Origin of the sequence: Brevundimonas subvibrioides, from assembly GCF_027271155.1 — a bacterium.
GTDB classification, from domain to species: Bacteria; Pseudomonadota; Alphaproteobacteria; order Caulobacterales; family Caulobacteraceae; genus Brevundimonas; species Brevundimonas subvibrioides_D.
In genome coordinates this window covers 2,787,889-2,803,601 of sequence record NZ_CP114542.1, presented here as the reverse complement: position 1 = coordinate 2,803,601, position 15,713 = coordinate 2,787,889, and the positions used below count along the sequence as shown (strand labels likewise).

General features: G+C 67.7%; 16 protein-coding genes. 9 read left to right on the top strand and 7 right to left on the bottom strand.

The genetic code is table 11. The annotated features are described in order from the left end of the window. Window positions 1-60 precede the first annotated feature (60 nt). The 3 genes from pyk to O3139_RS13910 all read left to right on the top strand — a co-directional run bounded on the left by pyk (window position 61) and on the right by O3139_RS13910 (window position 3,118). Window positions 61-1,500: a pyruvate kinase gene (pyk, locus tag O3139_RS13920; protein WP_269514699.1), complete on the top strand. Its 1,440-nt coding sequence runs from the start codon at window positions 61-63 to the stop codon at window positions 1,498-1,500. Window positions 1,501-1,639: 139 nt separating this feature from the next. After that, window positions 1,640-2,716, top strand: a complete 1,077-nt coding sequence (locus tag O3139_RS13915) for a DNA adenine methylase (RefSeq protein ID WP_269514698.1) — start codon at window positions 1,640-1,642, stop codon at window positions 2,714-2,716. 54 nt (window positions 2,717-2,770) lie between these two features. After that, window positions 2,771-3,118: a hypothetical protein gene (locus O3139_RS13910; RefSeq protein ID WP_269514697.1), complete on the top strand. Its 348-nt coding sequence runs from the start codon at window positions 2,771-2,773 to the stop codon at window positions 3,116-3,118. A 4-nt stretch (window positions 3,119-3,122) separates the two neighbouring features. Here the strand turns inward: O3139_RS13910 and O3139_RS13905 are convergent, their stop codons facing one another. The 3 genes from O3139_RS13905 to O3139_RS13895 all read right to left on the bottom strand — a co-directional run bounded on the left by O3139_RS13905 (window position 3,123) and on the right by O3139_RS13895 (window position 6,199). Then, the gene (locus O3139_RS13905; protein WP_269514696.1) at window positions 3,123-3,743 is read right to left on the bottom strand and encodes a ribonuclease HII; all 621 of its coding nucleotides are present in this window, start codon (window positions 3,741-3,743) and stop codon (window positions 3,123-3,125) included. 154 nt (window positions 3,744-3,897) lie between these two features. Beyond that, entirely contained in the window at window positions 3,898-4,485 is a 588-nt protein-coding gene (locus O3139_RS13900) for a DNA-3-methyladenine glycosylase I (protein ID WP_269514695.1), read from the bottom strand. Window positions 4,486-5,410: 925 nt separating this feature from the next. Further along, the gene (locus O3139_RS13895) at window positions 5,411-6,199 is read right to left on the bottom strand and encodes a YgfZ/GcvT domain-containing protein (RefSeq protein WP_269514694.1); all 789 of its coding nucleotides are present in this window, start codon (window positions 6,197-6,199) and stop codon (window positions 5,411-5,413) included. Window positions 6,200-6,270: 71 nt separating this feature from the next. On the opposite strand from O3139_RS13895, the gene O3139_RS13890 reads away from it, so the two are divergent. The 3 genes from O3139_RS13890 (at window position 6,271) to O3139_RS13880 (ending at window position 9,533) form a co-directional block, all read left to right on the top strand. After that, window positions 6,271-7,233, top strand: coding sequence for a glycosyltransferase family 9 protein (locus tag O3139_RS13890; protein WP_269514693.1), 963 nt, complete (start codon window positions 6,271-6,273; stop codon window positions 7,231-7,233). Window positions 7,234-7,386: 153 nt separating this feature from the next. After that, window positions 7,387-8,721: a dihydroorotase gene (locus tag O3139_RS13885; RefSeq protein ID WP_269514692.1), complete on the top strand. Its 1,335-nt coding sequence runs from the start codon at window positions 7,387-7,389 to the stop codon at window positions 8,719-8,721. Further along, the gene (locus O3139_RS13880; protein ID WP_269514691.1) at window positions 8,718-9,533 is read left to right on the top strand and encodes a prephenate dehydrogenase; all 816 of its coding nucleotides are present in this window, start codon (window positions 8,718-8,720) and stop codon (window positions 9,531-9,533) included. The genes O3139_RS13885 and O3139_RS13880 overlap by 4 nt, the downstream gene beginning before the upstream one ends. On the opposite strand, the gene O3139_RS13875 is transcribed toward O3139_RS13880, so the two are convergent. The 4 genes from O3139_RS13875 to O3139_RS13860 are packed head-to-tail and all read right to left on the bottom strand — an operon-like array spanning window position 9,473 to window position 13,465. After that, window positions 9,473-10,432 carry a DUF6999 family protein gene (locus tag O3139_RS13875; RefSeq protein ID WP_269514690.1) on the bottom strand — a complete coding sequence of 320 codons (960 nt, stop codon included), beginning with the start codon at window positions 10,430-10,432 and terminating at the stop codon, window positions 9,473-9,475. The two genes, O3139_RS13880 and O3139_RS13875, sit on opposite strands and share 61 nt — an antisense overlap. Beyond that, on the bottom strand, window positions 10,429-11,112 hold the full coding sequence (locus O3139_RS13870) for an iron-containing redox enzyme family protein (protein WP_269514689.1): 684 nt from the start codon (window positions 11,110-11,112) through the stop codon (window positions 10,429-10,431). The genes O3139_RS13875 and O3139_RS13870 overlap by 4 nt, the downstream gene beginning before the upstream one ends. Then, window positions 11,112-12,254, bottom strand: coding sequence for a beta-ketoacyl-ACP synthase III (locus O3139_RS13865; protein ID WP_269514688.1), 1,143 nt, complete (start codon window positions 12,252-12,254; stop codon window positions 11,112-11,114). Before O3139_RS13865 ends, O3139_RS13870 begins: the two co-directional genes overlap by 1 nt. 59 nt (window positions 12,255-12,313) lie before the next feature. Further along, window positions 12,314-13,465 (bottom strand): acyltransferase family protein, encoded by a 1,152-nt coding sequence (locus tag O3139_RS13860; RefSeq protein ID WP_269514687.1) that lies wholly within the window; start codon window positions 13,463-13,465, stop codon window positions 12,314-12,316. 117 nt (window positions 13,466-13,582) lie between these two features. Between O3139_RS13860 and fliQ the strand changes: the two genes are divergently transcribed. Genes fliQ through flhB form a run of 3 tightly spaced genes read left to right on the top strand, consistent with a single transcriptional unit; the run spans window position 13,583 to window position 15,708 of the window. Further along, window positions 13,583-13,846, top strand: a complete 264-nt coding sequence (fliQ, locus tag O3139_RS13855) for a flagellar biosynthesis protein FliQ (RefSeq protein ID WP_269514686.1) — start codon at window positions 13,583-13,585, stop codon at window positions 13,844-13,846. A 7-nt stretch (window positions 13,847-13,853) separates the two neighbouring features. After that, complete coding sequence (gene fliR / locus O3139_RS13850; protein WP_269514685.1) at window positions 13,854-14,627, top strand: flagellar biosynthetic protein FliR; 774 nt, start codon at window positions 13,854-13,856, stop codon at window positions 14,625-14,627. Beyond that, the gene (flhB, locus tag O3139_RS13845) at window positions 14,620-15,708 is read left to right on the top strand and encodes a flagellar biosynthesis protein FlhB (RefSeq protein WP_269514684.1); all 1,089 of its coding nucleotides are present in this window, start codon (window positions 14,620-14,622) and stop codon (window positions 15,706-15,708) included. The genes fliR and flhB overlap by 8 nt, the downstream gene beginning before the upstream one ends. Window positions 15,709-15,713 lie beyond the last annotated feature (5 nt).

The window sequence follows — 15,713 nt, the reverse complement described above, 5'->3', positions numbered from 1 at the left end:
TTCGTGGCACAAGGCCTTCGGGAAACGATGCCGACCAATGCGTCGGTCCAGGTGGGACATATGATCAGAGCAAGACGCGCCCGTATCGTCGCGACACTGGGTCCGGCCAGCCGCGCCCCCGGCATGGTCAGGTCGCTGGCCGAGGCCGGCGTCGATGTTTTTCGCCTGAACTTCAGCCACGGCTCGCACGACGATCACGCCGCCGCGCTGAAGGCTGTGCGCGGGGCCGAGATCGCCCTGCAGCGACCGCTGGGCGTCCTGGCCGACCTGCAGGGCCCCAAGCTGCGCCTGGGCCGCTTTGCCAACGTCGAGATCGACGTGAAGCCCGGCCACAGGATGCGGTTCGACCTCGACCCGACGCCGGGCGATGCGACGCGCGTGGAGATGCCCCATCCGGAAATCTTCCGGGCCCTGCGCACCGGCATGCTGCTGCTGCTCGACGACGGCCGGGTCCGGCTGCGGGTCGGGGCGCGCACCGACGAATGGGCCGATGTGACCGTCGAGAGCGGATCGAAACTCAGCGACCGAAAGGGTGTCGCCGTGCCCGAGGCCGTCGTGCCCGTCTCGGCCCTGACGCCCAAGGACCGCGAGGACCTGGCCTTCGCCCTGCGGCTCGGCGTCGACTGGGTCGCGCTGAGCTTCGTCCAGAAACCGGAGGACATGGCCGAGCTGAAGGCGATCGTGAAGGGCCGCGCCGCTTGTCTGGCCAAGATCGAGAAACCCCAGGCCCTGGCCGACCTCGACGCCATCCTCGACTACTGCGACGGCGTCATGGTCGCGCGCGGCGACCTGGGCGTGGAGATGGATCCGGAAGAGGTGCCGGTCGCCCAGAAGCGGATCATCCGCGCCGCCCGCCAGCGCGGCGTGCCGGTGATCGTGGCGACCCAGATGCTGGAGTCCATGACGGCCTCGCCCGCACCTACCCGCGCCGAAGCCTCAGACGTCGCCAATGCCGTCTATGAGGGGGCGGACGCCCTGATGCTGTCAGCGGAAACGGCGTCGGGCGACTATCCGCTGGAGGCCGTCGGCATCATGAACCGGATCATGGAGCGGGTCGAAAGCGACCCCCTGTGGCCCAGTCTCATGGACGCCGAACACGCCGGCATGGACGATATCGACGCTGATGCCCTGGTCGCGGCGGCACGCAAGGCCGGCGAGGCCCAGTCCACCGCCTGCATCGTCATCTTCACGACCCTGGGCGGCACCGCGCGTCGCATGTCGCGCGAGCGGCCCCTCCAGCCGATGCTGGCCCTGACGCCCCGACCCGAGACCGCGCGTCGTCTGGCCCTCGTCTGGGGGCTGGAACCGCGTCTCGGCAAGGAGCCGACCTCGCTGGAAGACGTCACCGACGACGCGGTCAACTCGGCCATGCAATACGGCCTCGCCCAGCCGGGCCAGCGCGTCCTGATCCTCGCCGGCACCCCCTTCGGCGCCCCGGGGGCTGCGAATCTGCTGCGACTGGCGCATGCTCCGACGAAGAAGGCGAAACGGCAGTCCTGAACCCTCTCCCGGAGGGAGAGGGCTTGAGCGCACGATCACCCTGGTGATCGTTCTTGCGCGAAAGGGTGAGGGGACCGATGTCGACGATCAGCCACCGTAAACCCTCACCCGACCGCGCCAGAACGACGGCGACGATGCCGTGCGCGATCGCCCTCTCCTGCCGGGAGAGGGGCGTCTGTCCATGATCAAATACCTCGGCTCCAAGCGCGCCCTCCTCGACCCGATCACGGCGTCGATCCGGGGCCTGCTGCCGGACGGCGGTCAGGTCTGCGACCTGTTTTCCGGCACCGCACGCGTCGGCCACGCACTGAAGGGGCAGGGGTTCCAGGTCTGGTCCAACGACCACAACGCCTATGCCGCGACGCTCGCCACCGCCTATGTCCAGGCCGACCGCGACCGCTGGCACGACCGGGCCGCCGCCGTCCTCGCCGACCTGGCCGCGACCCCGCCAGCGCCCGGCTGGTTCACCAGGACCTTCTGCGAGGACGCCCGCTATTTCACGCCCGGGAACGGCGCCCGCATCGACGCCATGCGCGACCGGATCGAGGCCATGGGCCTGGAGCCGGAACTGAAGGCCATCGCCCTGGTCAGCCTGATGGAGGCCGCCGACCGGGTCGATTCCACGGCCGGCCTGCAGATGGCCTATATGAAGTCCTGGGCGGCGCGGGCGCTCAAACCGCTGGAGCTGCGCATGCCCGCGCTACAGCCCGCCGTCGCCGCCGGACCCTGCCGCGCGACGCAGGGCGACGCGCTGGACATCGCCCGGGCCTTCGACGGCGACCTCGTCTATCTGGACCCGCCGTACAACCAGCATTCCTACCTGGGGAACTACCATGTCTGGGAAAGCCTGGTGCTGTGGGACCGGCCTGAAACCTATGGCATCGCCAACAAGCGGATCGACGTGCGCACACGCAAGTCGGCCTTCAACTCCCGCCCAGGCATCGGCCCGGCCTTGCAGGCCGTGATCGAGGCGATCCGCGCGCCCCATCTGATCGTCTCCTTCAACGACGAAGGCTATCTGAGCCGCGAGCAGCTGGTCGCCATGCTGTCGGTGCGCGGGCCGGTGCAGGTGATCGAGATCCCCCGTCCGCGCTATGTCGGGGCCCGCATCGGCATCCATAACCCCAGGGGCGAGAAGGTCGGGGCCGTGGGGCGGCTGCGCAATGTCGAATATCTGTTCGTCGTCTCCGACGGCGCCTCCGCGCTCGCGGCTTGACCGGCCGAAGCCTGCGAGTCTCTATGGCGGTCCCTGACCCGTCGAGGCGCGAGCGTGACCACTCCCGAAGGCCCGAGCGAGGACGCGACGCCGGTGCGCGACGCCCTTCCCGGCGTCTTCCCGGGTCCGCTCCCCACCCCCGCCCCACCGCCGTCCGCCCGGACGGCGACGGAGGCCTGGCAGACCGCCGCCTGGCGCCCGCCCACCGCCACCCGCTTCGACGGTCGTCCCGCCAACGACTTCCTCGTCCGTGCCGAAGCCATCCTGCCGATGCGGCTGTATTCCGCCCGGCCCCAGCCGACGCCGGCCGCCCACGGTCCTGCGGGCTGGCTCACCTTTGCCGTCGGAGCCGTCGTCGCGGCCCTGCTGGGCGCCCTGGTCGGCGGCATCCTGTCGGTCTGAGGCCCTACGCCTCCAGCAGCGCCCGGATCGGGGCCCAGGTCCGGCGGTGGATCGGCGAAGGTCCCATCGCCTGCAGGGCCTGCGAATGCACCGGCGCATTATAGCCCTTGTGCCCGGCAAAGCCGTAGCCGGGGTACAGTCCGTCCATCTCGACCATCACCCGGTCCCGCGCGGTCTTGGCCAGGATGGAGGCCGCCGCGATCGACAGCGACAGCCCGTCGCCGCCCACCACCGTCTCCACGTCGCAGGGCAGCCGGAACCGGTAGTTCCCGTCGACCAGCGCCGCCACCGGCGTGACCTGTAGCGCCTCGATCGCCCGGCACATGGCCAGGCCCGTGGCGTGCAGGATGTTCAGGGCGTCGATCTCCTCGACCGAGGCGAAGCCGACGCCCCAGGCCACGGCCCGGGCCTTGATCTCGACCTCCAGCGCCTCGCGCCGCGCGGCCGTCAGGGCCTTGGAGTCGTCGATGCCGGCGGGCAGGTCGTCGGCGTTCAGGATCACCGCCGCCGCCGAGACCGGCCCCGCCCAAGGCCCGCGCCCGGCCTCGTCCACCCCGCAGACCGGCCCGCCGACGCGGGCCGCCAGCAGGGTCTCCAGCGCAAGGGTCGGGAATGACTTCGCCATCCCCCTCACCGTGCACCCCGGCGAAGGCCGGGGTCCAGATGGCAAACACGGTCTGCCGATCTGAGGACCCGGTGCCTGATCCCTGCCGCCCGCGACCGTGATCTGGACCCCGGCCTTCGCCGGGGTGCACGGAGGAGAAGAAGACGCAGAGCGGTCACGACCCGGCCATCGCCCGAACTTCCTCGCACCGGAAGCATCCGGCGACGTGGTCGTTCACCATGCCGGTGGCCTGCATGAAGGCATAGACGATCACGGGGCCACAGAACTTGAAGCCCCTGGCTTTCAAGGCCTTTGACATCGCCACGGACTGGTCCGTCTGGGTCGGGACCCCGGCCATGGTCGACGGCGTGGTCTGCACCGGCCGCCCGTCCACGAACGACCACAGCCAGTCTGCGAAGTCCTCGCCCCGGTCCCGCATCTCGACGAAGACCCTCGCCCCCCGGATCGTCGCATCGATCTTGGCTCCGGACCGCACGATGCCGGCGTCGGCCATCAGCCGCGCCCGGTCGTTCTCGCCATAGGCCGCGACCCGGTCGGGATCGAACCCGTCGAACGCCGCCCGGAACGCCTCGCGCTTCTTCAGAATGGTGATCCAGCTCAGGCCCGCCTGGAACCCGTCCAGCACCAGCTTCTCCCACAGCGCCCGCGCGTCATACTCGGGCACGCCCCATTCGGTGTCGTGATAGGCCACGTAAAGCGGGTCGGTCCCGCACCAGGCGCAGCGTGATTGTGAGTCGAGCATGCGCTCAGGATAGCGATACGCGAAGCCGATGTCCGCTCTCGACCCAAAGCGGACATGGTCGAGATCGTGTAGCATTCCGGAATGAAGCGCTTTCCCATTTTGGTCAGGGCAGGGGTTCGAGATGGCCTGACATTGACTGGCTGTCTCGCGCTTGTGACCCTCGGCGGCCTCTACACAATCGCAGGTCTGTTAGGTTACGGCACTGGATGGAAAGCTTGGGCAATGCCGGTGACCGGTATCCTCATGATCCTTGTTGCCGTTCGAATGGCTCATGTGAGGTTGGCCAGGGAGTACCGCATCAAGCGTGCTGGGCACACCCGCCGCGCTTGGGCACGCCCATCTAAGCGACCAATTTCTGACCTGAGTGGATGTCGTTTTTGAGCGGCAAGCGAGTGACTGCTCTCGACCCGTTGCGGACATATCGCGGCATGGTATCAGTGACGCCGAACTGAGAACGACGATGCTAATCACGCTCGCAAAACGATACCATCGATGGCTTTGCGAGGCCGGTGCCAAGACCGATGTAAGACGGCTGACAACTACACCTCCGACCGCTGGCCTTCCTTGGGCGATCGCCCTTGGTGTCGTTTTGGCAATTTCTTGGCTGATTGAGAAGTGGTCAGGGCAATCGTTGTGGTTTGGGCCACCTTACATTCGGTGGGCCTTAGTTGCGGCTAATCTAATCCCGTTTTCAGGGTGGATGTATGCCACATTCACCGTGTTTGTATTTAGCTGGCGGGCGGAAATGCGGAAGCCCGATAGATCAACCTGAGATGCCCGGCGACCCTCGTCGCACTGAAGTTGATTTAGCCAGTATCCGACGTCCGCTTCCCACCCATAGCGGTCCGTCAATAGGTCTGCTTCTGTCGTCCGCAGCAGGACGACAAGGTCGCTGTTTCTCGCACCTTGGCGCAACAGAGCACCTTTAGTCTGGCGCCATCCACCCCGGCCACTGCACCGCGACCGCCCGCCCGTTGACCGTCAGCGCGCCCTCCAGCCGGTCCAGCCGCACCAGCGCCATGGCCCTGCCGTCCTGGCCGGTCAGGAGCTCGCCCGCGCGCAGTTCACCGTTCAGCACCTCGGCACCCGGCACCGGCGGCGGCCCGTCGAAGGTCAGGGCCAGCATCCGCTTTTTGATCTCGCCCCGCCGCTTCATGCGCGAGGTGGTTTCCTGGCCGACGAAACAGCCCTTGCCGAAGTCGATGCCGTTCAGCAGGTCGAAATTGGCCTCGATCGGATAGGTGCGGTCCGACCCCGCATCCGCGGCCGGATCGGGTACGCCGGCCGACAGGCGATGCGCGTCATAATCGGCCTCCGATGCATCGGTCGGGTGATCCCCGATCGTCCGGCCGCCCATCGCCACCGTGCGGGGATCTGCGACGAAGCCCGCCGCCACGCCCGGCCAACTGGCGACCACCGGCCGATCGTCGGCCGCGATCTCGACCTGGGCCCTGAGCTTGTACATCGATAGCCGCTGGATCAGCGTGTCGCGCCGGTCCGCAGCGACGTCCAGCACCACGCCGCCCGCCTCGCCCCACAGGAACAGGTCGAACAGCAGCCGCCCCGGCGGCGACAGCATGGCCCCGAACCGGACCTCGCCGTCTGTCAGGGTTTCGACATCCTGGGTCAGCAGATTGTGCAGGAACGGTTTCGCGTCTGCTCCGCTTACCCGGATCAGGGCGCGGCTGTTCAGTCGGGCGATGCGATCGGTCATGGCATGAGAGATAGGGCCAGTCGCGCCGTCGCCCCACCCCCGCCGCAAGAGAATCCGTATACGGTCCACCCATGAGTGCGCGTTTCCCTATTCTCTACATCGCCGAGGCCGACGCCCAGACCGCCGTCCTGTCATCGGGCGTCCTCGCCTGGCTGGTCGACAGCCTGCCGGACGCGGATTTCACGATCGTCGGGTCTGCGGCCTCTGCCCCCCTTTTCGCCGACACGCCGCGCCTGAAACGTCTGATCGTGCTGGACCGGACGACCCGCTGGGACTGGCTGGGTCTGTGGAACCAGGTCCGCGACACGCGCTGGGGCCTGATCGTCGACATGCGGGGCACGAAGTTTTCCGAACGCCTGCGTCGTCTGAAACGCGCCGTGCGTGGCCCCGATCATCCCGGCCTGCATGCCGTGGAGGCCGCCGCCCGGGTGCTGCAGCTCGACCAGGTGCCCGCCCCCCGGCTGTTCTTCAGCGAGGACACCCGCGCCGCCGCCGATGCCCTGATCGGCCCCGATCCGGCCCCGATCCTGGCGGTCGGACCGGGCACCGACTGGATCGGCACCCGCTGGCCCGCCGAACGCTATGCCAAGGTCGCCGGACCGCTTCTGGCCGAGGACGGCCCCCTCGCCGGTGGCCGGCTGATGATCGTGGGCGAGGAGGCCGATCGCGACCTGGCCCACACCATCCGCCTGGCGGTGCCCCGGACCCGGGTGATCGAACTCCAGGGCAAATTGACCTGGCTCCAGACCGCCGCCGCCCTGTCGCGCGCCAGCCTCTATGTCGGGGCGGACTCCCTCTGGACCCAGCTGGCGGTCGCGGCCGGCGTGCCCTCGGTGGGCGTCTTCGGCCCGTCCGACGATGCCCGTGTCGGGCCGTGGAACGGGGTCTCCCTGCGCGGCGAACGTTCGCTGGAGGAGTTCAGGGCCATCGACCCCCGCCTCAACCAGCACATCCACCACATGCTGGGCCTGCCCGCCGACCGCGTGTTGCGGGCGGCGCGGGGCCTGCTGGCAAGGGATGCGGCGGCGGGCTGAGGCAATCGACCGAACGGGCTCCCGGACCGGCCCCGACTTCCAATTCCAGCCCCGCTGCCCAAGCTGCACGGTCTGCACTATGTGCACTTAGTTTTTTTCGTTCGATCGAAATCAGACTATTCAGATCCCGCCTTTCCAGACCCGGACCCTTCGATGACCCAGACCTATGACCTGATCGTCCGTGGCGGCGAGGTGGTGAATCACGCCGGACGCGGCCCTGCCGACGTGGGCGTGCGCGACGGTCGCATCGCCTTCGTCGGCGACCTGTCGCAGGCCTCGGCGGGCCAGGTGATCGACGCCTCGGGTCTGACGGTCCTGCCGGGCGTCATCGACACCCAGGTCCATTTTCGCGAACCCGGCCTGGAATGGAAGGAAGACCTGGAGACCGGCTCCCGCGCCGCGGCCCTCGGCGGCGTCGTCGCCGTCTTCGAGATGCCGAACACCGAACCCAACACGACGGACCCCGCCACGCTTGAGGACAAGCTGGCCCGCGCGCGGGACCGGATGTGGACCGACCACGCCTTCTATATCGGCGGCACCCACGCCAACGCCGTGCATCTGGGCGAACTGGAACGGTTGCCCGGCTGCTGCGGCATCAAGGTCTTTATGGGCGCCTCGACCGGCGATTTGCTGATCGCCGACGATGACGGGGTGCGAAAGGTGCTGAACGCCGTGTCGCGCCGCGCCACCTTCCATTCCGAGGACGAATACCGGCTGGCCGAGCGCCGACCCCTGGCGCGCCCCGGCGACTGGACCAGCCACACCGATGTGCGCGACGCCGAAAGCGCGATCATGAGCACCCGCCGCCTCGTCCGGCTGGCGAAGGAGACGGGCAAGCGCATCCATGTCCTGCACGTCTCGACGGCCGAGGAAATCGAATTCCTGGCGCATCACAAGGACGTCGCCACCGTTGAGACCACGCCCCAGCACCTGACGCTGGACGGCGACGAGGCCTATGAGCGGCTGAAGGGCTATGCCCAGATGAACCCGCCGATCCGCAACGCCCCCCACATCGCCGGCCTGTGGCGCGGGATCGATCAGGGCGTGGTGGACGTGCTCGGCTCCGACCATGCCCCGCATACGAAAGAGGAAAAGGCCCGGCCCTATCCGGCCTCGCCGTCCGGCATGCCGGGCGTCCAGACCCTGGTGCCGGTCATGCTGACCCATGTCGCCAACGGGAAGATGACGCTGGAGCGGTTCGTCGACCTGACCTCGGCCGGGGCCCAGCGGGTGTTCCAGACCGCGAACAAGGGCCGCCTGGCCGAAGGCTATGACGCCGACCTGACCCTGGTCGATCTCAAGGCGAAACGGATCATCCGGCATGAGGACATGGCCAGCCGCTGCGGCTGGACCCCCTTCGACGGCTTCGAGGCGACCGGCTGGCCCATGGCCACCATCGTGCGCGGACGGGTCGTCATGTCCGACGGCGAACTGATCGGCACGGCCCACGGCCGCCCGGTCAATTTCCAGGAAGCCCTGACCGCGTGACCGGCCCGGCCGGAGCGCGCCCCCGGCTGGGCCTGATCGGCTATGGCGCCTTCGGCCGCCTGACCGCCCGGCACCTGTCGCCCTGGTTCGAGGTCCTGGCCCATGACCCGGCGGCCACGGAGGAGGCGGGCGACCGGGCTCGCCTGACCGACCTGGCCACGGCCGCCGCCTGTCCGGTGGTGATCCTCGCCGTCCCGGTCGAGGCCTTGGCAGAGACCCTGTCGGCCATCGGGCCCGACCTGCAGGACGGCGCGCTGGTCGTCGATGTGGGCTCGGTCAAGGTCGGCCCGGCCCGCCTGATGGCCGAGCACCTGCCCGCCCGCGTCCAGGCCGTGGGGACCCACCCCCTGTTCGGGCCGCAGAGCGCGCGGGACGGCATCGCGGGGCTTCGCATCGCCGTCTGCCCGGTGCGCGGCGACCGCATCGCCCGCCGCGTCGCCGCCTTCTGCCGCCAGGCCCTGAAGCTGAAGGTTTTCATCGTCTCGCCCGAGGATCACGACCGCGAGGCGGCCGTCGTCCAGGGCCTGACGCATCTGATCTCGCGCGTCCTGCTGTCGATGGAGCCCCTGCCGACGCGGATGACCACCACCAGCTTCGAGCGGATCATGCAGGCCGTCGAAATGGTCCGCTACGATTCGCCCGCCGTGTTTCGTGCGATCGAACGCGAGAACCCCTATGCGGCCGGGGTTCGTAACCGCTTCTTCGATCTTGCGGCGCGGGCCCGGGCCGACCTCGACGACGGAACCACGCCTCAGGCCAGCTCCGGCCCACCCGTGGGATCGCGCGGATCCAGCGGCAGCCCCGCCTCCTGACGGGCTTTCAGCACCCGCAGCCAGCCGTGCATGGCCTCGCAGTCCAGCCCGTGCATCATCAGCCGGAACCCGGCCTGCAGCGTCGACAGCGTCACCAGAGGATGCCCGTTCTTGACGAAATGCATGTGGTAGTCGGTGCCCAGGATCCGCCCGATATAGATACCGACGATCTCGTCCAGCTGCAGCGAATGGCTGGCCCGCATGAAGTCGGCGCGGGGCAGCATCAGGGCATATAGGGGCGTGTAGAACTCCACTGCCGTCTGGATGTCGATCCGGTTCAGCGGTCCGGTCGGGAAGGTTTCGAACGCCGGCTCGATGTCTGACAACATGGAGAAGTCGACCCGCTCGGGCGGGGTGATCTCCTTGCCCGCGGCCCGCAGCGCCATGTTCAGCTCGATGATGAAGTTGAAGATGTTCAGGTCGTGCTGGAGGAAGACATTGTCCTCCAGATCCTTCAGCGTCAGAGGCTTTAGCGGCACCGTCTTCACCAGCGCCGGATCGACCCCGGAATTGGCCTTCAGGAAGGCCAGCAGCTCGGTCCCGACATGGAAGTGGCGCAGGATCAGGGTGTTGCACTCCGGCGATCCGAAGATCCGCAGCCCCCAGTGGATGGACCTGTGCAGCAGGCCGTTCAGATTGGGATAGCGCGGCGAGATGGCCCGCAGAACCTTCACGACGCAAAAGAACAGGAAGACCACCGGGCGACTGACCGGGAACAGCCATCGCCGCGACCACGACCGCGCCCCCAGCAGCAGCGCCCGCTTGGCCTGCGGATCGATCGGCAGGGAGTGATCGAGATACAGTGCCAGCCACGGGTCGGGATCGTTCGCGTCATAGCGGCGCGCGTCGAACGGATCGGCCTTCCAGCCGGCCGCGTCTCCGCCGTCAGACAGGCTCACGCGGCAATCTCCTCGATCTGCAGGGCATACAGGCGGGCGGTGACCCGGGCCGTCATGACGATCCGCTCGGCCACGGCGGCGTCAGGCAGGACCATCCGCAGCATCTCCTCGAACTCGCGCATATGCTCCGCGTCATTCTCGCCGTGGTACAGCAGGAACCGCACCGCCTCGTCCGGCAGCGCCAGCCGCTCCTTGACCAGTCGGCCCCAGGGCGCGGCCTTGATCGAGCCCAGCCCTTCGATGATGAACATGGCTCCCAGCAGGCCGAACGGATCGGGCCTGGACGCCTCGTGGAACATCCAGGCCGAGATGGCCTCGGAACCCACGTTCTTGGGGGCCGAGCGGATCACCTCGACCTCACCTCCGGAACAGACGAAGTCGGCCTCCAGCAGGCGAAAGTCGCGATGCTCGGTCACCGCATGGCGCATCAGGGTCGAGCGCAGCTCCAGATGCGTTTCGCCGATGTTCGACGCTGCACGGCTCATCCACAATGCGCCGTCCTTCACCTGCTGGCGCAGATTGATCAGGAACAGCTGATAGTCGGCCAGCTCGAACCGGCCGCGCGTCAGCTTCCTGATCAGCGGCGTCGCCTCCAGCCGCTGTTCGAAGTCGGCAAAGACCACAGCCAGCTTGCGCAGGGTGTCCGCGACCTGGTCGTCCACGCGTGTTCCGTCCGCCATCACACCACCTCGCACATCATGAACCCGACCATGGCCCGCCCGCTCTCCGGCACGATCAACAGGACCTTCTCGCCGGTCCTTGCCCGTCCCGACCTCATGAACTCATCCAGCATGACCCAGATCGAGGCCGCGCCGATGTTGCCGACGCTCGGCAGGTTCGAAAACCACTTTTCCTCCGGTATCATGGCGGCGGTGCTCTTCAGCACCGACACGATCTCGTCCCGCAGCGACCGCGCCGAGTAGTGGCACAGCAGGTGATCCACGGCGTCCGGGACGATCCGGCCGGAATCGACCTTTTCCAGCCAGACCCCGATCCAGGCCCGGATGACGATCTTCAGCAGCTCGAAATCCTGCACGAGGGCCACCGACCCCGCCGCATGCGCCGCGACCGGCCCGGCGTGGCTCCAGGCGCTCGTCATGTCCGCCCGGTCCGCAAAGGTCGAGCCGGCCCACATACAGGGGTCGAATCGTCCGGCCAGCGAGGTAAGGTCGATCCACTCGACCTTCAGCGACAGGCCGTCCGGTCGGGGCCTCGGCTCCATGACCACCGCCCCCGCGCCGTCCGACAGGGTGAACCGCAGGAAGTCCGCCTCGACCCGCGCCCGACCCTTGGCATCGACCAGCGACGTGCCCTCATAGAATTCCGGCCGGAACCAGCGAGAGCTGAATTCCCCCGCCGCCGAGGCCGCGACCTCGGCCTCTCCGGCCAGGACCTGCAGCCATGCCCCCTTGGCCGCCATCAGGGCGGAGGCGCAGACGGACTGGTAGCTGGCGATCTCGATCGGTCCGGCACCGAGTTCCGCATGCACCGCGCTGGCGTGGCCGGGGACGATATAGTCGCCCTGGGTGGTGGCCGTGGCGAGGTGACCCAGCTGGCCGATCGACAGGCCCGCGTTCTCCAGCGCGGCCTTCGTCGCCGCCGCCGTCATCGAGGCGTTGGAGTGCAGCGGCCGGCCGTCGGGCGTCAGGGCATAGTGGCGCGTCTCGACCCCGTTCCACCGCAGCGCCCGGCGACCCACGGCCGAGCTGCGCCCGCCGATGCGGCCGATGAAATCCTCCATCGTGTCCACACCAACGGGATCACCGGGCAGGAAAACCCCGGTTCCGGTGATAAAGACGTCGCGGAGCAGGCCTGAAGACATGGCCTGTCACTGCGGCAGATGACCGATCCCCGCAAGGCTGCCAAATCTGACGGCTCGAGTCAGCCTTGCTGCGACACAACCGCGCCCACTTCGACCGGACGCCAGCCCTGACGACGACGCGACATCCAGGTCTTGATCGCACGCTGGACCGGCTGGTCGATCGCCGAGTGGAAGGCGAAGGCGAAGACGAAGGCCGCCAGCACACCGCCACCCCACAGGCTCCACTGGACCGGCACCGACAGGGCGTATCTGGCAATCAGGAGATTGGCCACGCCGAACCAGGCGATGCGCACCACGTCGTTGGTGATGAACATCGAGAAGGACACCACGCTGGCCCGCTCGATCAGCTTCGAGGGCTTCAGCACCGGGATCGCCCCTGCTGCCAGGATGATCAGCGAGATGAAGGTGAGGCTGATGAGCGCGTTCTTGTCGAAAGCCTGAACGACAGCCAGCCCGACCGCGGCCGAGATGCCAACGATCCGGGCGAGGCGCGGCGCGATCCAGACCCGGTCAGTAAAGACGGCCAGTCCCATGCCCAGGATGAACAGCGGCAGGGCGCGGAAGAAGCCGAACTTCATCGGCATCTGATAGACCGGGAAACCAAGCCAGGCCTGCGTCGCGGCATTGGCGATCAGGTAAAGTCCCACCACCGCCAGCAGCGCCGACCAGGGCCCCAGCCGCTTCAGGCCGATCAGGATGTAGGGAAACAGGACATAGCAGCCGAGCAAGGCCGAGACCGACCAGCTGGGCGCGTTCCAGCCCAGTCCACCATGAATCCCGAACGCCTGAGTCAGCGTCAGTTGCGCGGGCAGCTGGTCCCAGGCGAACCACTCGGGATTGCGCGGCGCGACGCCGGCGACCGCGCTGAGGAGCACCAGCGCGACCAGCGACAGCCCCATGATCAGATGGGCCGGATAGACCCGCAGAAGGCGTTTGAGGAAGAAGTCGGCTGGCGACATCGCGCCCCGCCCGACGGCCGGGCCATAGACCCGCATCAGCACATAGCCGCTGTCGATCAGAAAGAAGTTGGTCAGCAGGAATCCGCCCCGCTCGAACACCGGATGCAGACCCTCTGCCAGGGGCACAGGTCCCGCCGCCTGGAAGTGATGCAGGATAATCATCGACGCCACGATGAAGCGCAGGGCGTCGAGCCACCCCCCCCTTGAAATGGCGGGTGTCTCGTTTCGGGTCGAAATCGCGCTCCAGACCATCGGACGCCTCTCCTTTGCGGGGAATTCCGCAAGGAGCGGGCCAGCGGGTCCCGTCGCTAACGCCGTATTAACCACGCTCCCGGCATTTTCTGCCCGGTAGGCTTTGGGGTCATGACGATGAGCGGCGCAGAAGTTCTGGATGTGGGCCGCGATGCCATCTGGCTGACGGTGCAGCTGTGCGCGCCGGTCCTGATCGTGGGCTTGATCGTCGGCGTCGGCATCGGCCTGTTTCAGGCCCTGACCCAGATCCAGGAACAGACCCTGGTCTATGCGCCCAAGATCATCGCCATCTTCGTGTCCCTGCTGATGTTCCTGCCTCTGATGGGCGGGTTGCTCGGGGCCTTCATGCGCACGATCGCGGCGCGCATCGCCGGGATGTAGGACCCGCGTGGACCCCTATGCCACCGCCGATCAGGTCTGGGCCGGCGGGCTGATCTTCGCCCGCATCGGGGCGATCCTGCTCAGCCTGCCGGGCATCGGCGAAAGCTATGTGCCGCCACGCATCCGTCTGTCGCTGGCGCTTGTGGTGTCGCTGGCCCTGTGGCCGGTGGTCGGCAACGCGCTCCCGGCCCTGCCCGAGACGCTCGGCGGCATGGTCGGCTGGATCATTCGCGAGGTCGTCACCGGCCTGATGATCGGCACCATCCTGCGGGCGTTCACCGGCGCCTTGGCCACCGCGGGCGAGATTGTCTCCCTGCAAACGACGCTCAGCTTCGCCCAGACCGCTAACCCGCTACAGGCCGCGCCGGGAGCGACCATTTCCGCCTTCCTGATGATCCTGGGCACGGTCCTGGTCTTCGCCACCAACACCCACCACCTGTTCATCGCCGGGCTGGTCGGGTCCTATGAGCTGATCGCGCCCGCCCGCCCGCTGGTCATGGGCGACTTCACGGAACTGGCCATTCGCACCATCGGCGACAGTTTCATGCTGGGGATACAACTGGCCGCGCCCGTCATCGTCTTTGCCCTGATCTTCAACCTGGCATCCGGGCTGGTCGCGCGGGTGATGCCGCAGTTCCAGGTCTTCTTCGCTGCCGCCCCGCTCAGCGTGATCCTGGGGCTGTCGATCTTCGCCCTGTCGCTGGGGATCATGGGCACGGTCTTCATCGACCGCTACCGCGCCCTGGCCAATCTGTTCGTCTCGGGAGGCGGCGTTGGCTGACGACGCCGATCCAGAGTCCAAAACAGAAGAGGCGTCACCTCAGAAACTCGAGGAAGCGCGAAAAAAGGGCGACGTCGCGAAATCCGCCGACGTCGCCCCGGCCCTCAGCCTGCTGGGCGTGACCGCCGTCATCGTCATGGGTGGCGGCTACTTCGCGACCAATATGGCGCAAGGCTTCCTGCCCTTCATTGCCGCGCCCCACTCCATGCTGGGCGGGCTGGAGGCGGGCGGCGGCGTCGAGATCGGTGCCCGTGTCCTGTGGGTGGTCGCGCCCTTCATGGGGGCCGTGATGCTGGCGGCGATCCTGGGTGGGGTCGGCGGCAACGTCGCCCAGTCGGGCCTGGTCATGTCGGCAGAAAAGATGAAGCCGAAATGGGACAAGGTCAGCCCCATGGCCGGGTTCAAGCGCATCTTCGGCCCCGACGGCCTGATGCAGTTCGCCCAGACGCTGTTGAAGCTGATCGCCGTCGGCGTGATCTGCTGGATGGTGTTGAAGCCCCACGCCCGCCAGTTCGAGACCATGGCGGCCATGTCTCCCCTGACCATCCTGCCCATGGCGCGCGACATGATGATCGCGCTGATGAGCGCGGCCCTGGCCTTCCTCGGCCTGACCGCCGGGGGCGATTTCGTCTGGCAGAAAATGCGCTTCGCCAAGCGGATGCGGATGTCCAAGGAAGAGCTGAAGGAGGAGTTCAAACAGTCCGAGGGCGACCCGCACATCAAGGCCAAGCTGAAGCAGATCCGCATGCAGCGAAGCCGCCAGCGGATGATGCAGAACGTGCCCAAGGCCACGGTGATCGTGACCAACCCGACCCACTATTCCGTCGCCCTGCGCTACGAGGCCGGCGATGCCGCCCCCGTCTGCGTGGCCAAGGGTGTGGACGCAGTCGCCCTGCGCATTCGCGAGATCGCGCGCGAGCACGACGTGCCGATCGTGGAGAACGTACCGCTGGCCCGCGCCCTCTACGCTGCCGTGGACATCGACGAGACGATCCCGCGCGAGCATTTCGAAGCTGCGGCCAAGGTCATCGGCTTCGTGATGAAGAAGCGCCAGCCCGGGATGCGCCGGGCGGCGGGCTGACGCTC